Below are 17,118 nucleotides of genomic sequence, written 5' to 3'. Positions count from 1 at the left end.
CGGCCGGAGGGGGCGTTGGCCGATGCCTGCTTCCGTGCCGTGGGCAGACCGAAGGGGAACGGTGGTGTCGCACACCGTATGGGGAGGTGCCGAGGACGACGGTGCGACGGTCGGTGACCCGTCCGCCCTGCTCGAACAGGCTGTCATCGCCTACGTCCAAGGTCGTTTCGCGATAACCGTCAGCCATCTGCGGCGGTTGGAACGAGCAGCGGTGGTCGGCCACGCGGTGGTTGATGCCCGTCACGCCGCCCTACGGGGAGCGCTCGCGGCCCGCGCGCAGAATTGGACCGAGTGCTGTGACTGGTACGAGCGGGCGCTGGCCTTCTCGCTTCCTGAGGACCACGCGTGCCAACAGACCCTCTTCTGCTTTGCCGAAGACTGCACGGGCTCTGCCGGCGACCTGTGCGGTCAGTGCGACCGCTGGTTCTGCCCCGAGCACGGCGCGGAGCGCGAAGACGGTGTGGCCCGCTGCGGTCCGTGTCTCGACGTGGCGTTGCACAACCTGGTGCAGGCGGCAATCTTGGCCGACCGTGTCGGGACCGCTGTGGAAACGCTCGCGTCCTGGGCCCGCACGGCGAACTGGGACACGGCGAAGGCGCTGCTGGCCTGCCTCGCTCCGGAGGAAGCCGCGAACCCCGGTGAGCAGGCCGACGTTCTCGATTCCTTCGCACCCGACCGGCGTGCGGCCCTTCTGCTGTACCGCGCGTCCAGGACCCTTCACCCCACGGATCTGGAACGGGTCTGTGTCCCGGAGTCCGGCGCCTCGGACTCGCCGTTGCCTGAGGCGCACGAGTGGCTGCGTCCATGGGCGGCACGCCGGCTGAGCCGTGCGGGCCGTCACCTCGAGGCGTGGCGGGTCCGGTACGAGGAGTGGCTGGCGAGGCCGGTCGACACTGCCGCGGTGCACGCCTTGGCGCTCACGGCTCTGCGGGTCTTCGCCGGTGACGCCGAGGCGGACGACCGGGTGCGCGAGGAGGCCGCGCGGCAGGCCATCGCCTGCTGGGCGATGGTTCTGCACTCCGTCTCGTACTGGCGGGAACTCGGGCAGCACTCCGGGCGCCCGTTGACGGCCGACGAGCGGAAGGCCGCTTCGGACGCTCTCACCGAGCGCATCCGCCAAGCCCTGCGGGACGACGACAGAACCGCGGGACGGCCGACGGCGGACAGCCTGGAACTGGCCTGGGAGGTCGAACTGGCCGTTGCCCGGAGACTGCCCCAGGTCATGGAAGGCGCCCTGACGCCCCCGGCCCGCGGATACGACTTCTCCTTCGGTCCGGGCTTCCTCGACCTTCTGTCGTCGGTCGGCGGGCGGTGGAAAGAGCTGGTCGCGGATGTCCACAGTGCGGTGTCGGATGCAAGCGGCGAGGGTGACGAGGCCGGCGCTCGCATCGAGGGCCTGTTGTCCCCTGAGGGGCGTTACCTGACGCTGCTGGAGTTCGGCAGGTTCGACGACGTCATCACAGGCCTCGAAGCCGAAGGCGCCGCACGACACGGTGCTCAGGAGAACGACGAGTCCCTTCAAGGTCCTCGGCGAGTCCTCGGCGCCGCGCTGTTCGCCCGGGCGCGTGCCCACGTGGAGGCCAGACGTTGGTCGGCTGCGATACGGGACTTCGAGGACGCGGCGGCCAACGGTGTCTCCCTCACCGGCCACGAGGAAGAGATCGGCCGGGCGGGCGTGCACGCGGGATTCGCCCTCTACAAGAACCGTGCCAAGGTCGACTGGCAGGCGTACGTCGGCCTCCTGGAGCGTGCCCTTGCCATGGCCCCGCTTCATGAACAGCTGAAACGGGACCTGGCGGTCGGGTGCGTGAACCTGGGGGAGCAGGCCTCACAGCGGAACGAGCACGACGAGGCCCTCGTCCGCGTCGCTCGCGCCTACGAGCTGGACCCCTCTAACGAGTTGGCCGCCGCAGCGCTGAACGCGGCTGAGACCAGGAAAGCCGAACACCTCCTCAAGGATCGGTCCGCATCCGGACGGACGAGTGCTGTCACCGCACTACGCGCAGTCCTCGACCGCGACGCGGACTTCCGGCCTGCTCGCCGCGCCTTGGCACCAGTGCTGTATGAACGCTCCTTGGTCACTGCCGTGCGAGGCGACCGTGCGGAAGCTCTGCGCCTGATGCAGGAAGCCCGACTTCTCTCGGACGCTTCGGACGATGAGTTCCGGCACTTCGGCGAAGAGAGTCCGGAGTACGACATCGCCCAAGGACTCTTCGAGAGGGTTCCGTCGCCCCAGGAGCCGGACGAGGAGGAGCTGCGAGAAGCACTCGCCATGCTCAGCGTCGTCCGCAGCTACGCAGTGCTTCCAGACCTCTCCGACGTCCAGGTATGGCTGCTGGCCGACCTTGCGGAAATTCTGTGCGAGGAGGGGCGCTATGACGAGGTCATCGCCCTCGCCCGTCGATGCCCGTCCGATGTCGAAGACCGGAGCCGACTCGACGCAGCGGTCGTCGAAGCCCGTACCTGCCGACGGCCGACCAAGGGCGCTCGTACAGATGCGCGTTCCGACCGCCGAGCCGGACGCGGGCGGAACACGGCCCGCCAACTGCCCCTTTTCGGGCTCTATAAGGATGACCAGTTGTGGTGACAGGAAGACGGGGTGCCGGGAAGCATGTTCACTGATTCCCCCTACGACGTGCTGGGGCTGGATGTCGGCGCCTCCGATGCCGACATCCATGCCGCCTACCGGCGGGCGATGAGGTCGGCCCAGGGCGATCGTGATCTGCGCGACCGTATCTCCCGGGCAAACAAAGCCCTCAGGCGTCCCGCCGGACGCCACGAGGCGGACCTTCTGACGCCGCTGCCCGTCCGACTGTCGCCCGATGAGGGCGGCGCCGCCCTGCTGGCCGAGGCACGTCGGCGTATGGCGGAGGTCTCTCCCTTGTCTCCCGACCCTGCGAGCCTGGGCGTACGGCCCGACTGAAGACCCGAGGCCACCCGGCAGCCCTCCTCTCACTTCCTCTGGAGCATGCGTTGACCGCACCGTCCTCCGCCCGGCCCGACTCCGACACGGAACGCCTGATCGCGCAGTTGCGCACCCGCTGCGAAGCCCTGGAACGGCGGCGTGCCCGGGACGAGGACGAACTGGCGCGGCAGAGAGCCGAGTCGGAGGCTTCCCTGCACCGCCTGCTCACCGGCCTGCTCGACGTCGACGACGCGCTCGCGGAGTCCGTGCGGTGGTCGGTCCGTCAGGACCCGAACCGCACGGCCGCGACCATGGAGAGGCTGATCGAACAGGTCTCCGCGGCACACAGACTGTTGCGTATCCGGTTGCTGAAAGCCGACGTCCGGCCGATGGACCTCACTCACCGGCAGGCCGTGCCCGACGTTGCCCGGGTCGTGGACACGCGCCCCACGTCCAGGTGTCCCGCCGACACGGTGCTGGAGGAGCGGGTGGCGGGCTTCTATCTGGGGCAGCGGGTGCTGCGGACCGCCGAGGTCGTGGTCGCTGTCCCCGGACCCGACCCGGAAGCGCCCGAGGAGCCGACGGGGGAGCCGAAGCGGTCCGGTCCGGCCACCCCACGCAGACAGCCTCGCCGGCTGCCGAGGCACAGACGCCGCAGCCGTCGCCGCTCCTGATCCCTCCCACGCGCCCCGCCCTGCCCCGCCCACTCGCAGAACAGGAACCCCGAAGTGCGCAGAACCCTTGGAATCGACCTCGGCACCACCAACTCGGTCGTGGCCTGGCTCAAGGACGGCGAACCGGAAGTCGTGTCCGACACTCCGGAGGGCAGCGGGACCTCCTCGGCCGTGGGTCTCACCGCGGACGACGGGCTCCTCGTCGGGCAGGAGGCGCTGAACTGGGCGGCGAGGGATGCCACGCGCGTGATCACCACCGTCAAGCGCCTCATGGGACGCCAGTTCAAGGACGAGAAGGTGCAGCAGGCCCTCCGCCGCATGGGAGACGGCGGCCCGAAGATCACCGAAGGGCCGGACGGCGGCGTTCTGATCCAGTTGGGAGAACACCGCTACACCCCCGTCCACATCTCCGCGATTATCCTCCAGAGGCTCAAGCGGAACGCCGAGGCCCGTCTCGGAACGGAGTTCGGCCGCGCGGTGATCACGGCACCGGCCTACTTTGGCGAACGGCAGATCGCCGCCACTCGCGAAGCGGGCAGACTGGCAGGCTTCCACGTCGTCCGGGTGCTGTCGGAGCCCACGTCGGCGGCGCTCGCCCACGGTCTCGGACGTGCCCGGGACGAGGATGCCGCAACCGTCCTCGTCTACGACCTGGGCGGCGGCACTTTCGACGTCTCCGTCCTCACCCTGATGCCAGGCGTGATGGACGAGCTCGGCGCGGGTGGGAACAACCTGCTCGGCGGTACGGACTTCGACAGCAGCCTGGCCGATCGCCTTCAGGAACTCCTCGACGCACGCAACCCCGGATACGAACCGCTGCCGGGCGCCGCTGCGAGGATCCGCGAGGCCGCGGAGCGTGCCAAGATCGACCTGTCGACGGCGGCCTCGACCGAGGTGATCGTCCCGACGCTCGGCGCTTCCGGCGAGGTCCTCTCGGAGACCGTGGACCGCAAGGAGTTCGAGGGCCTCATCTCCGACAGGGTTGAGGAGACCGTCCGTCTGACGCTGAAGACCGTGGCCGATGCCTTGTTGCGTCCGGAAGACATGGACCAGGTTCTCCTGGTGGGCGGCTCGAGTGCCATCCCGCTGGTGCGGGAGCGGCTGGCGGACGTCTTCGGCCGCGAGAAGCTGCGCACGGACGTGGACCCCATGACATGCGTCGCGCTGGGTGCGGCTGTTCAGTCGGCGCTCGTCGAGGAACTTGAGTGTCCCGAATGTCGTGCGGCTTGTACGCTGGAGGCCGATGCGTGCCCCGAATGCGCCACCTCGCTGGTGGGCGCCCCGACGGTGGAGTGCCCGACGTGCCACGTACCCGCTCCTGAGGACACGGAGGCGTGTCCCGTCTGCGCGTCCGACCTCACCGGGCTCACGGCCGAACGGCTGACGCCGTCCCCGGCAGTCTGCGACGAGTGCGGAGAGGTGAACGCCCCGGAGGCCCTGGAATGCGACCTGTGCGGAGCCGGACTGCACGACAGTGGCGGCCTGAAGTGCCCGAACTGCGCGCTGGTGAACCTGCCGGGCCTTGTCGCGTGCTCGTACTGCAAGGAAGAGCTGCCTGTCGCGGACCCGTCCGGGGTGATTCCTCTGCCCATCGGCGTCCACACCGCTGACGGGCTGCTGACTCCTTTGATCACGGCCGGCGACCCCTACCCCACACAGCAGGCGGCCCGGCACGATTTCCACGTCACCGGCAACGCGGGTGACCTGCTCGAGATCGCGCTGTACGAAGGTGACCTCCAGCCCGCGGAGCGCAACGATCTGTGTGGCGTCGTAATGTACCCGCTGCCCGAGGGCATCACGGGCACGAAACCCCTCACCCTCGCCGTACACCTCGACAAGGACCGCACGATCCGCCTGGAGACCCGGCTCGACGGAGCGGAGTTCGTCCCTGCCGTCTTCCGGCGCAACCTGCTGACTCCCGAGTTCCGCAGGCGGGCGAAGGACGTCAACCAGCGGTTTCAGACGTTCCTCGCCGAGTGGAGCCACGAGCTCACCCCGGCTGAATCCGCCGTGCTGAAGGAGACGGCGGGTCCACTGGAGCTGATCGTCAGAGGTGAGGCGCCCGGACGGTCCCTGGACACGCTCCTGGAAGAGGCGGACAACCTGCTGGAGCGGCAGAAGACCGTGCGCTGGGCATCCGCCCTCGCGTTCCTCTACCCGCATCACGTGGCGGAGCTGATGCCGCCGGAGGACCTGGAGGCGATGCGGCACCACCGCAACGAGCTGCAGACGACGCGTAAGGCCGGAGACTTCGACCGGGGACACAAGATCGCCCTGGAGGTGATGGCCATACGAAGCCGCCTGGGGGAGGACGTGTACCAGGTGATGAGTGCCTTGGCCTTCGCTTCGCAGAACGGCGTGAACCCGGCGTTGCAGCAACGCATTCGCCAGGCCGGTGAAGGGCTGACCGAGGCAGTCCGGCAGGGCGACTTCTCCCGCACCGACGCTGCCAAGTCCCGCATCTCGGACCTCTACCGGGAAATGCGCCGGGACCAGGCGGAGTTCCGTGCGCCTACCCGCCAGACCGTACGTCCGGAGAAGCCGGCGCGCTGATCCGGGCGGCCGGGCAGGCGGCTGCCGGAGAAAGCTCCGCCCAGACGGTCTTGCCGGGTGCGGCGGGCCGCGGGTCGGTGCCCCAGCGGGTGGCCAGTCGGGCCACCAGAAGCAGTCCCCGGCCCGACTCCGCGTCACAGGGCGCCTCATGGACGGACGAGGGCGGCACCTGCTCGGTGCGGGTGTCCGTCACCTCGACGCGGAGCGCGTCCGGGGCTGCGGTCAGCCGGAGGTGGAAGTCTCGGCCGGGGACGTGACCGTGTCGTACGGCGTTGGAGGTGAGCTCGGCTGCGATCAGGGTCAGGGTCTCGTTGACGGGGGAGCCGTAGGGGTGTCCCCACTGGTCGAGTCGGTGTGAGACGAGACGCCGGGCGAGACGGGCACCGCGCGGGGTGGAGGTGAACTGCATGGCGAAATCGTGCAGGGCGGCCGGGACTTCGGGTGCCTGTGCGGTGGTGGTGTCCGAGGTTTCCATGACGGCGAGCCTGCCGAAGGCAATGCGGCGCTGACCAGCGGAAACGCCTGTACTGGCTGGGGCTGTACAGCCGGCCGCCAAGCGCGTACGCACAGAGGTGAGTTCTCGTACGAGGGAACTTGTGGGCGTTCGAGGGTCGGCCCTTCATCACTGCTCGTAGCGTGACGCCTCGCGCTGCGTGCACGGCCTCAGCCTGTACGGCCGCGTACCAGAACCGTGGGTGATGAGGTGCCGGAGGCGACGGGCATGGTGGAACAGGACGACGGGGCGAGCTTCCTGCGGTGCTTCGGGCGGCAGATGAAGCTCCTGCGGGAGCGGGCCGGGCTGACGCGGAGGGAGTTGGGGTCCCGGCTCGGTTACGGCGAGGACCAGATCACGTCGGTCGAGCTCGGCCGACGCATCCCCAAACCGGAGCTGATCGACAAGGCGGACGAGGTACTGGACGCCGGGGGCATCCTGCGGGCGATGAAGGAAGAGGTCGCGCGGGCGCGGTATCCGGCGTTCTTCCGGGATGCGGCGCGGTTGGAGGCCGAGGCGGTCGAGTTGCACGTGTACGCGAACCAGGCGGTCCCCGGTCTGTTGCAGACGGAGGACTACGCGCGTGCGGTATTCACGATGATGCGGCCGCCCATGGACGAGGAAGTCATCGAGCAGCGTGTGGCGGCTCGTTTGGCTCGCCAGAGCCTCTTCACCAAACGCCCGGCACCGCTGATGAGTTTCGTCATCGACGAGTCGGTACTGCGGAGGCCGATCGGCGGACGAGGCATCCTGCGAGGCCAGTTGGAGCAGGTCCTTCTCATCGGGGAGAAGCCCACAGTCGAGGTACAGATCATGCCTCTGGAACGAGAGGAGAACGCAGGACTGGCCGGTCCCTTCACCTTGACCGAGACCAAGGGAGAGCGCAGGATCGCGTACGTTGAGGTGCAGAACGTGAGCCACGTGCACACGGAGCGACACCTTGTCCGGGGGCTTGAGGTGAAGTACGGGATCCTCCGAGCGCAGGCGCTCACACCCCGGGAGTCCCTTGCCTATGTCGAGAAGTTGCTGGGAGAGCCGTGAAGGTCGACAAGTTCGGGTCCGCTGTGCCTCGACTGAAGTGGATCAAGAGCAGCCACAGCAGTGAAGAGGGCGGTGAGTGCGTAGAGGTGGCCGCTTCGCAGCAAGCCGTCCACGTCCGTGACTCGAAGATCGTTACTGGTTCTGTACTCACCGTGACTCCCGCCGTATGGGCGGCCTTCACCGGCTTCGCCGCGCGCCCCAGTAGCGAGGTCTGACCCGGTCCGCTGAAGCATCCTGCAGTCCCCCGTGACCACTGTGTCCGCAGAGAAGGATCAGTCTCCGGATGTGCAGGAACGGTGAACCGAGCCGCTGATAATCTCGTCCTTGTCCGCTCAGGACGGGACACGGTGGGGGGAATGGTGCTGCAGCCGCTCAGGGCGGGCGATCCCAAGCGGATCGGCGGCTTCCGGCTGGATGGCCGACTGGGTCAGGGTGCGATGGGAGTGGTGTACCTCGGGTACCGCTCGACCCGCCCCGTGGCCGTCAAGGTCGTCCGGCCGCAGCTCGCGGAGGACGAGTACTTCCGCAGGCGCTTCGCCCTGGAGCTGGAGGCGATTCGGCGCGTGGGCGGCTTCCACACGGCGGCCCTGGTCGCTGCGGACCCCAACGCGGACACACCGTGGATCGCCACCCAGTACATACACGCCCCGTCGCTGCTGGAACTGCTGGACCAGCACGGAGCGGTCAGCGAGATCGGCGCCTGGTGGCTGGCCGCGGGACTGGCGGACGCCCTGATGCACATCCACTCGGTACGGCTGCTGCACCGCGACCTCAAGCCCGCCAACGTCCTGGTCGCGGCGGACGGGGTCCGGGTCATCGACTTCGGCATCTCCCACGTCAACGGCGGCACCGGCCTGACGACGGCGAGCGCGGCGCTCGGCACCCTCGCCTACATGGCGCCCGAGCAGGCCAAGGACTCCCGTAAGGCGAGCGAGGCGGCCGACGTCTACAGCCTCGGCGCGACGCTGGTGCACGCCGCGACCGGCCATGCCCCCTTCTACGCGCAGATGCCCGTGCAGCGGACGCTGGACCTGGAGCCGGACCTGACCGGCCTCCCAACCGCTTTAGTCGACCTGGTCACCCGTACCCTGTCCTACGACGTGGAGGACCGGCCGACGGCACAGAGCGTGCTGGAGGAGGCCATGGGCCGCCTGCTCGACTCAGGGGTGCCGGCGGACGCACAGGCCTACCCGCCGCTGCCGGAGGCGTTCCTCGCTGACGTCCTCCAGCACCAGGCGGAGCCGGTACGGGCACCGGCTCCGGAGCCGGTGCCCGTACCGGACATCGAACCGGACGACGTCCCGGAGGCGGAGCCCGATGCCGTGCCGCACCCACGGCCGGTGGTGACCACACCGGTCGCCGAACCGGAACCGGAGGACACGCCGGACCGCTGGGCGGCCCGGTGGCGCAGCCGTATCGAGGACCGTCGCGGCGACTACGGCGGCTGAGCCCTCGCTCGGAAGCCCTCCCTGCACTGTGGTGGGACCCACCACACCCGAACAACGCAGCAGCAAGCAGTACAGCAGTCGAAGGAGACCCGCCGATGGCCACCGTTGCCGACAACGCCCCGGGCAACGCTCCGGGCGACACATCCGGCGGTACCCGGTTCGCCCCCGGCATGCAGGTCCGGGCCCGCAACGAGGACTGGCTGGTCGTGGAGGTCGCCGAGACCGAGCACGACGGCACCCGCCTGGACGTGCGCGGCATCTCGGCCCTGGTCCGCGACCAGCGGGCGGTCTTCTTCGCCCACGACGACCTCGACCAGGTGACCCCCCTGCGCCCCGAGGACACCGTGCTTGAGCCCGACCCCTCGCAGGAGTGCCGACGCTCGCGCCTGTTCATCGACGCGCTGATCCGCAAGACCCCGCTGCCCCTGTCCGAGCAGCGCCTCGCCACCGTCGGCACCCACCTCGTCGACGACCTCGCCTACCAGCGCGAGCCCGCGAAGGCCGCCCTGCGCGCCCTGCGCCCCCGGCTGCTGATCGCGGACGCGGTGGGCCTCGGAAAAACCCTTGAGGTCGGCCTGCTGCTGTCCGAGCTGATCCGGCGCGGGCGGGGCGAACGCATTCTCGTGGTCACGCCCAAGCACATCCTGGAGCAGTTCCAGCACGAGCTGTGGACCCGCTTCGCGATCCCGGTCGTACGGCTCGACTCGGCCGGCATCGAGCGGATCAAGAACGACATTCCGGCCGGCCGCAACCCCTTCTCCTACTACAAGCGGGCGATCATCTCGATCGACACCCTGCGGTCCGACCGCTGGCGCAGCCACCTCATGCAGGTCACCTGGGACGCCGTCGTCATCGACGAGTCGCACAAGCTGATCAACACCGGCACGAAGAACAACCGCCTCGCCCAGCTCCTCGCGCCGAAGACCGACGCCCTGATCCTGGCCAGCGCCACCCCGCACAACGGCCAGCGGGAGTCCTTCGGCGAACTGCTGAGCCTGCTCGACCCGACGGCCATCCCCAACACCAGCGACTACGACGAGACGCAGCTCGATCACCTCTACATCCGGCGGCACAAGATGTCCCCCGACGTCTCCGCCGAGATCGGCCACAAGTGGGCCACCCGCAAGGAGCCGATCGCCCTCGACTGCACGGCGACCCCGGCCGAGCAGCGGGTCTTCGACGAGCTGTACGACGTCTGGATCCACCCGAAGGACGGCCGCCCGGCACCCGTCACCGGCAAGGGCGCGCGGCTCTTCCCCTACACCCTGCTGAAGTCCTTCCTCTCCTCCCACTCGGCGCTCGTCGAAACGGTCACCAACCGGATCAACCGCATCGACGAGAGCAAGGAGGCACAGGAGCGCCAGGCCGAGCGCGACGCCCTGGTCAGCCTCGGCACGCTCGCCGAGGCCATCGACATCGAGGGGTCCGCCAAGTTCCGGGAGCTGGTGAGGGTCCTCAAGGAGGAGATCAAGGTCGGCCCCAAGTCCGACAAGCGGGTCGTGATCTTCTCTGAGCGCCGCGCCACGCTCCAGATACTGCAGGACACCCTGCCCTCGGCCCTCGGATTCACCCCGGGCAAGGGCAAGACCGGCGGCGCCGTCCGCCAGCTCCACGGCGGCCTCTCCGACGACGAGCAGCAGCGCACCGTCAAGGACTTCGGCCTCGCCGACAGTGACGTACGGGTGCTGCTCACCGGCGACATCGCCGCCGAGGGCGTCAACCTGCACCGCCAGTGCCACCAGATGATCCACTACGACCTCCCGTGGTCGCTGATCACCATCGAGCAGCGCAACGGCCGCATCGACCGCTACGGACAGCAGTACTCCCCGGAGATCCGCGCCCTGCTGCTCCTCACCGACGACGAGGACCCCGACCGCCCCTCGGCCGACCGAGCCGTCTCGCAGCGCCTGCTGGAGCGCGAGGACGAGGTCCACCGCGCATTCGGTGAGGCCGCCTCGATCCTCGGCCTGCGCGACGAGGATGCCGAGCGGGTCGAGATCGTCGAACGCCTCCTGGCCGGGGACGAACCCTTCGACACGGTCGTCCCGCCGGTCCCGCTGGACCCCTTCGAGGCATTCCTGGCCGACCACACCCCCGAGAGCGACTCCACGGGATACCAGGTGCCGCAGCTCTTCGCGTCGACCCGCGCCTTTGTCGAGGAGGCCCTGGACGAGGTCTACGAGAACCCGGAGCAGCGCATCGGCAAGCACTGGAGCGACGACCACCCCAAGATGATGGTCTTCACCCCGGACCGGGAGCTCCAGCGCCGCCTGCTGGTCCTGCCCAAGTCGTACCTCGACGAGCGGGGCGTCCTGGAGCAGCTCCGGGTCACCTTCGACAAGGAGTTCGGCCAGGACCGCCTGGACCGCGCCCGCGAACGCAGCAGCAACCGCCGCAAGGGTGCGCTCACCAAGCAGGAGCGCGCCGAGACGTCCGGCTGGCCCGACGTCAGCTACCTCACGGACCAGCACCCGGTGGTGGAGTGGCTGACGGACAAGGTCCTCGTCAAACTCACCCGCAATACGGCACCCCTCATCACCGCGGACGTCAGCGAGCCGGTGTTCCTCACCCAGGGCATGTACTCCAACGCCAAGGGCCACCCGACGGTGCTGGCCTGGACCTGCGTGACGGGCCTGGAGAACGGCACGCCGAAGTTCGACGACGACCTGGTGGGCGTGCTCCGGCGGGCCGGGGTCGAGCCGGGAATGCTCAACCGTCCCTTCACCGGGGACAAGGACGCCTTGCAGGCGCTGGTTCCGGCGGCGGTACGGGCGACCCGTGAGCACCTGGCGGAGTTGCGCGCGGAGCAGGAGACCCCGCTGATCGAACAGCTCGTGGAGTACGAGAAGCGACTGGAAGCCTGGAAGAGGGAGAGCTTCTCGGCCTTCGAACAGCTCAGCTTCACCGGCATCCGGCGGCAGCACGAGGAGAACCGCGTGCAGAAGACCGCGGTGGAGGTCGAGCAGCTCATCGAGCAGCTGGCCACCCAGGGCGAATCCATGGTGCGGGTGATCGGGGTCCTCGCACCGGCCGCCGCCTCCGGCGGCGCAGCAGTTCAGCAGCAGAAGGGCGCGTGACACCGTGGCATTCGAAGCGATCACCAACCGCGGTGAGTACATCTCCGCCCACTACCTGGCCGAGCTGTTCGCCCGCGACCTCACCGACCTGCGCAAGCGCTGGACCTCGGCGGACCGGGCCGGCGCGCCGTCGTCCCGCTCGGGCGTGAAGAACCTGCGCCGCGAGTACTTCAAGGCCAAGGTCCGCATCACCGAGAACGACGCCGTCGACGGCCACGAGGTGCGGGACCTCAACGACCGCCTGCTGGCGGCGCTGGCGTACATCGCGCCGAAGAGTGAGGACGCCGAGGAGACGTCGGAACCCAAGGGTTCCACCCACACCCGGCTGCACCGGGGCGACTTCGACGTCATGCAAGGCGACAAGGAGCGGTCGGTGCCGGTGGCGCTGGCCGTCACGGGCCCCGGGGGCGTGGAACTCGTCGCCCTGGACGTCACATGGGAGGTGGACGGCGAGCTCGTCGTCGCTGACGTGGAGAACGGCGGCGCCCGGCTGCTCGACCCGATCCAGCTCGACGGTAAGGACTTCATCACCAGCGCGGAGAAGGCCGTTACTTTCCTCTTCGGCTGCGACGACGGCTACGCCCCGCGTTACGTTTTGCTGCTCGCGGGCGGCGCGGTGCTGCTCGCCGACCGCACGGCGTGGCAGGAGGGCAGGTTCCTCGCGGTGAGCGTGGACGAGGCCCTGGACCGCAACCTCAGCGCGGACGGTGAGGAACTGGAAGTGGTGGCCGCGCTCTTCGGCGCCGAGTCGCTGCTCACCGAGGGCGGCGTCGCCGGCTACCTGGACAACCTGGTCGACAAGGGCCGCAAGCACGCGGTCGGCGTGTCGAAGGAACTGCGCGAAGGCCTGCGCCAGTCCGTCGAGCTCATCGCCCAGGAGATCCTGAACCGCATCAAGGAGGGCGGCGCGGACCCGGCGGAACTGGGCGACCCCTCCGACCTCGCGAGCCGCCTCACCCGTGAGTCGTTGCGTTACCTCTACCGGATCCTGTTCCTGCTCTACGCGGAGGCCCGCCCCGACCTCGGCATCCTGCCCAGCAAGGACGAGGCTTACCAGGACGGCTACGGCCTGGCACGGCTCGGCGAACTGGTCTCCTACGACCTTCCGGAGGAGGCCCAGGACGGCACGCACTTCGCCGAATCCCTGGACCTACTGTTCCGCCTGGTCGACCAGGGCCACCGCCCGCTGGGCACGGAGAAGAAGCCCTCCGACGACAACGTCACCGTCCTCGACGCGGACGGTCTGCGCTTCGAAGCGCTGCGTAGCGACCTGTTCAAGGCCGACGCGACTCCGTTGATCGGCACGGTGTCGATCGACGGACAGCGGATCGACACGCGACTGCGCAACAAGGTGCTGTGGCGCGTCCTCAACCTGCTGATGCTCACCCAGGGCCGCCGCAGCGGACGCGGCAAGGCCGGCGGCGGCACCGGCAAGGGCTTCATCTCGTATGCGCAGCTCGGCATCAACCAGCTGGGCGCGGTATACGAGGGCTTGATGTCCTACACCGGCTTCTTCGCGTGGGACGACCTGTACGAGGTCTCCAAGCCAGAGTCGGATGGACTGAGCGGCACTTGGATGGTGCCGTTCGAGGACGCTGATGACTATGAAGAGAAATTTTTCCCCAAGCGACCGCACGAGCTCACGGGTGCGCCCAAGCGCATCGAGCATAAGAAGGGCACCTTCGTTTACCGTCTGTCCGGGCGTGAGCGGCAGCGCTCGGCGTCGTACTACACGCCGGAGGTCCTGACCCGGAGCACGGTCAAGCACGCACTGGCCGAGCTGCTGGACCAGGACGGGAAGACGACACCCGCGCGGGACATCCTCGACCTCACGGTGTGCGAGCCCGCCCTGGGCTCGGGCGCGTTCCTCAACGAGGCCATCAACCAGCTCGCGGCGGAGTACCTGCGTCGGAGGATGGCCGAACTCGGTGGCGAGCAACTGCCGCCGGACCGCTACGAGGCAGAACTCCAGAAGGTCAAGGCGTACCTGGCGCTGCACAACTGCTACGGCGTCGACCTCAACCAGACGGCCGTGGAGCTGGCGGAGGTCTCGCTCTGGCTGAACTCGATGCACGAGGGTCTGAAGGCCCCCTGGTTCGGCCTGCACCTGCGGCGCGGCAACTCGCTGATCGGTGCCCGGCGGGCGGTGTACGCGGCGGAGGCATTGAAGAAGAAGGCCTGGCTGACGACTGTCCCGACGGACCGTCCGCTGAGGGCAGGGGCCGAGGAGAGCCAGTTCCGGGCGGGCGAGGAAATCCACCACTTCCTGTTGCCGGCCAAGGGCTGGGGCGCGGTCGCCGACGCCAAGCAGGCGAAGGAGCTGGTCAAGGACGAGCGCGACGCCCTGGCGAAGTGGCGTACGGCGGTCACGGCGACGCCGTCGGTGGCCCAGGGGAAGCGGCTGCTGGCACTGGCGACGCGAGTCGAACGCCTGTGGGAGCTGACGAAGCGCCGCCTGATCGTGAGTGAGCGGGAAGTGCGGCGCCAGATCAATGTCTGGGAGGTCGACCCCGACAAGCCGCTGCCCAAGGCTTCGGGAGACGTGACCCGAGAGCAGATCGAGAGCGCGCTGAATGAGCCGGGCTCGCCGCGGGGCCGATTGAAGCTGGTCATGGACGCCTGGTGCGCCCTGTGGTTCTGGCCGGTCGGCCAGCCCGACACACCGACGCCGCCCACCACGGAGGAGTGGCTGTCCTTCTGCGAGGCAGTACTGGGTGTTCCGGCCGCCAAGGCGAAGGCAAGGCCAGCCAGTCGAATCGGCGGCGGAGCGGCTGGACTAGACGACGAGTTCGGTCTGTTCGCCGACACTGGCGAGTTCGAAAAGCTGGCTATAGACGACGAGTTTGACCGCGTCATGAGCCAGTGCATGGACTTGCCATCGGTGATGTTGCGGTTTCCGTGGCTGGCTGAGATTGACGCAATCTCTAGGAGAGAAGGGTTCTTCCACTGGGAGTTGGAGTTTGCCCACGTTTTTGAAGATGGTGGGTTTGACCTGCAGGTTGGTAACCCTCCCTGGGTCCGCTTGGACTGGGAAGACCACACTGCGCTTGCAGAGTTCGATCCGTGGTTCGGTCTGAACGAGAAGAATCCGGAAAAGGATAGGACACAAAGGCGGCAGTTGGTGCTAGCCAATCCGGATGCAATGAACGGATATCTCGCCGACCTAAGCGCATGGGCTGGCCTGACAGAATACTTGGGTTCCGCGACAGAGCATCCGGCGCTGGGTAAACTGCGAACGAACCTTTACATGAATTTCATGGAGCGATCCTGGCGGAGCGCTAGGGGGAATGGGGTCGTAGGGTTGCTGCACCCCGAGTCACACTTCACGGACCCCAAGGCGGGGGTGCTGCGTCAAGCAACTTACAGTCGCCTGAGAAGGCATTTTCAGTTTAGAAATGAACTTCGCCTGTTCGAGGAAGTGCATAATACATTCGAATATGGTATCCATATTTATGGCTCCCCTGGCGTGCCTCGCTTTGTCAGTATGAGTTCAATTTTCCATCCCGATACTGCTGAGCGGTCTCTCATTGATTCTGGCCTCGGTGAAATGCCAGGCCTCCAGTTTGAGGACGGTGGTTGGGATGTGCGTCCACATGCCGGTCGGGTCATTTCGGTCGACCCGCTTGTGCTGACAGACTGGGCGGCACTCCTTGACGGCCTCGGGACGCCATCTGTGCAAGCTCGTATGCCGAGGCCGCTCAGCGTCAGTGATAACGAAGCCCTGCGCGCGTTGTCTCGTTTCCCGGACAGGATTGCTGCAGTGGGAACTTGGTGGACATCCGCTCTGAATGAGAAAACGTCCAAAAGGGATGGTCTAATTCGATGGCAGACTAGCACTCCATCGTCTTGGGGTGAGGTTGTCCTCCAAGGGCCTCACATTAGTGTCGGCAACCCCTTCAATAAGCAACCAAATCCAGAATGTAAGTCAAACAAAGATTATTCGCCGCACTCGCTGGAAGATCTGTCGGAAAGTGCCCTTCCGAGAACTAACTATGTGCGCGCCTGTGCAGGCTGGGAGTTCAGCGGTGCTCAAGCGAAGTGGGGAGGTAAGAAATTCACTGAATTCTATCGGATTGCGTGGCGTCGCATGACTTCTTCGGAGCTGGAGAGGGGTTTCCATGCCGCACTCATTCCGCCGGGTCCGACGCATGTTCACACTGTTCATACCTTGGCTTTGCAGGAGAATAGTGGTACTGCAATCGTGGGGGGAATGTGGGCAAGTCTCCCGCTTGATTATTTGGTGAAGGTGTCCGGTAAAGCTGACATTCAAATGGAGTTGGTTACGAAGTTTCCTGCCCCATTGGCTCACCCTTTGGTCGTTCCTCTTCTCCTTCGTACTCTCCGCCTCAACTGCCTCACCCGCGACTACGACCTGCTTTGGAACGAACTATTCGATCCCGCTTGGCGTACCGACCGTTGGACTGACCCTGGCTCCTCCCGGCCCCCGATTCAGGCAGTCGAGCCCACTTGGTCCATGGCAACCCCCCTCCGCACCGAGTACGACCGCCGCATGGCTCTGGTCGAGATTGACGCCCTCGTAGCCATCATGCTCGGCCTCACCGCCGAGCAGCTCTGCGCGATGTACCGCTCCCAGTTCGCCGTGCTCCGTAAGTACGAGTGGGAGATGTTCTTCGCCCCCGACGGTCACAAGATCGGCGCGGCGACGCACAACGTGGGCATCCGTCAGACCCCCGAAGAGACCGCCTTCGTCAAGGCCTGGGCCAAAGCCGCCCGAGCCGGCGACCCCACCCCCGCCATCCCCGAAGGCTGGGTGAAGCCCAACCGCGAGGCAGAGATGACCCGCGCCCACGCGGACTTCACCGCCCGCCTCCACGCCGGCGAGTACGGCGACTACGCCGCCTACCTCGCCGAGCACCCCCTCACCACGCCCGCGCCCGCCCCCGCCCCGGAAGGCAAGTAGTCGCCG

10 protein-coding genes are annotated in these 17,118 nt (G+C 67.6%); 9 read left to right on the top strand and 1 reads right to left on the bottom strand.

What is annotated here, in order from left to right; genetic code table 11:
* The first annotated feature begins 61 nt into the window (after positions 1-61).
* From KUM38_RS17680 to KUM38_RS43300, 4 genes are read left to right on the top strand one after another with little or no spacing between them, the layout of a single operon-like run.
* Entirely contained in the window at positions 62-2,587 is a 2,526-nt protein-coding gene (locus KUM38_RS17680) for a hypothetical protein (RefSeq protein ID WP_217130335.1), read from the top strand.
* A gap of 24 nt (positions 2,588-2,611) precedes the next feature.
* Positions 2,612-2,923, top strand: a complete 312-nt coding sequence (locus tag KUM38_RS17675; RefSeq protein WP_217130334.1) for a J domain-containing protein — start codon at positions 2,612-2,614, stop codon at positions 2,921-2,923.
* A gap of 50 nt (positions 2,924-2,973) precedes the next feature.
* A complete protein-coding gene (gene grpE, locus KUM38_RS17670; RefSeq protein WP_217130333.1) occupies positions 2,974-3,579 on the top strand; it encodes a nucleotide exchange factor GrpE in 606 nt (201 codons plus the stop codon).
* 54 nt (positions 3,580-3,633) lie between these two features.
* Positions 3,634-6,132 carry an Hsp70 family protein gene (locus KUM38_RS43300; protein WP_217130332.1) on the top strand — a complete coding sequence of 833 codons (2,499 nt, stop codon included), beginning with the start codon at positions 3,634-3,636 and terminating at the stop codon, positions 6,130-6,132.
* Here KUM38_RS43300 and KUM38_RS17660 read toward each other — a convergent pair.
* Positions 6,092-6,607 carry an ATP-binding protein gene (locus KUM38_RS17660; RefSeq protein ID WP_254397318.1) on the bottom strand — a complete coding sequence of 172 codons (516 nt, stop codon included), beginning with the start codon at positions 6,605-6,607 and terminating at the stop codon, positions 6,092-6,094. The genes KUM38_RS43300 and KUM38_RS17660 overlap by 41 nt on opposite strands.
* A 246-nt stretch (positions 6,608-6,853) precedes the next feature.
* Between KUM38_RS17660 and KUM38_RS17655 the strand changes: the two genes are divergently transcribed.
* The 5 genes from KUM38_RS17655 (at position 6,854) to KUM38_RS17635 (ending at position 17,112) form a co-directional block, all read left to right on the top strand.
* Positions 6,854-7,666, top strand: a complete 813-nt coding sequence (locus KUM38_RS17655) for a helix-turn-helix transcriptional regulator (protein ID WP_217130331.1) — start codon at positions 6,854-6,856, stop codon at positions 7,664-7,666.
* The gene (locus KUM38_RS17650) at positions 7,663-7,881 is read left to right on the top strand and encodes a DUF397 domain-containing protein (RefSeq protein ID WP_308408986.1); all 219 of its coding nucleotides are present in this window, start codon (positions 7,663-7,665) and stop codon (positions 7,879-7,881) included. Before KUM38_RS17655 ends, KUM38_RS17650 begins: the two co-directional genes overlap by 4 nt.
* Positions 7,882-8,022: 141 nt before the next feature.
* On the top strand, positions 8,023-9,114 hold the full coding sequence (locus tag KUM38_RS17645) for a serine/threonine-protein kinase (protein ID WP_254397317.1): 1,092 nt from the start codon (positions 8,023-8,025) through the stop codon (positions 9,112-9,114).
* 95 nt (positions 9,115-9,209) lie between these two features.
* Positions 9,210-12,191, top strand: a complete 2,982-nt coding sequence (locus tag KUM38_RS17640; RefSeq protein WP_217130329.1) for a DEAD/DEAH box helicase — start codon at positions 9,210-9,212, stop codon at positions 12,189-12,191.
* A 4-nt stretch (positions 12,192-12,195) separates the two neighbouring features.
* Complete coding sequence (locus KUM38_RS17635) at positions 12,196-17,112, top strand: Eco57I restriction-modification methylase domain-containing protein (RefSeq protein ID WP_217130328.1); 4,917 nt, start codon at positions 12,196-12,198, stop codon at positions 17,110-17,112.
* Positions 17,113-17,118 lie beyond the last annotated feature (6 nt).

The sequence above is a fragment of the Streptomyces sp. AC558_RSS880 genome (assembly GCF_019049255.1).
In the GTDB taxonomy this organism is placed as follows: domain Bacteria; phylum Actinomycetota; class Actinomycetes; order Streptomycetales; family Streptomycetaceae; genus Streptomyces.
This window is presented reverse-complemented; position numbering and strand designations above follow the sequence as displayed.

What these genes read in the sequence shown, in the direction of transcription:
- KUM38_RS17675 (WP_217130334.1), top strand. Translation starts at nt 2,612, where the DNA reads ATGTTCACTGATTCCCCCTACGACGTGCTGGGGCTGGATGTCGGCGCC.
- KUM38_RS17660 (WP_254397318.1), bottom strand. Translation starts at nt 6,607, where the DNA reads ATGGAAACCTCGGACACCACCACCGCACAGGCACCCGAAGTCCCGGCC.
- KUM38_RS17655 (WP_217130331.1), top strand. Translation starts at nt 6,854, where the DNA reads ATGGTGGAACAGGACGACGGGGCGAGCTTCCTGCGGTGCTTCGGGCGG.
- KUM38_RS17645 (WP_254397317.1), top strand. Translation starts at nt 8,023, where the DNA reads ATGGTGCTGCAGCCGCTCAGGGCGGGCGATCCCAAGCGGATCGGCGGC.
- KUM38_RS17640 (WP_217130329.1), top strand. Translation starts at nt 9,210, where the DNA reads ATGGCCACCGTTGCCGACAACGCCCCGGGCAACGCTCCGGGCGACACA.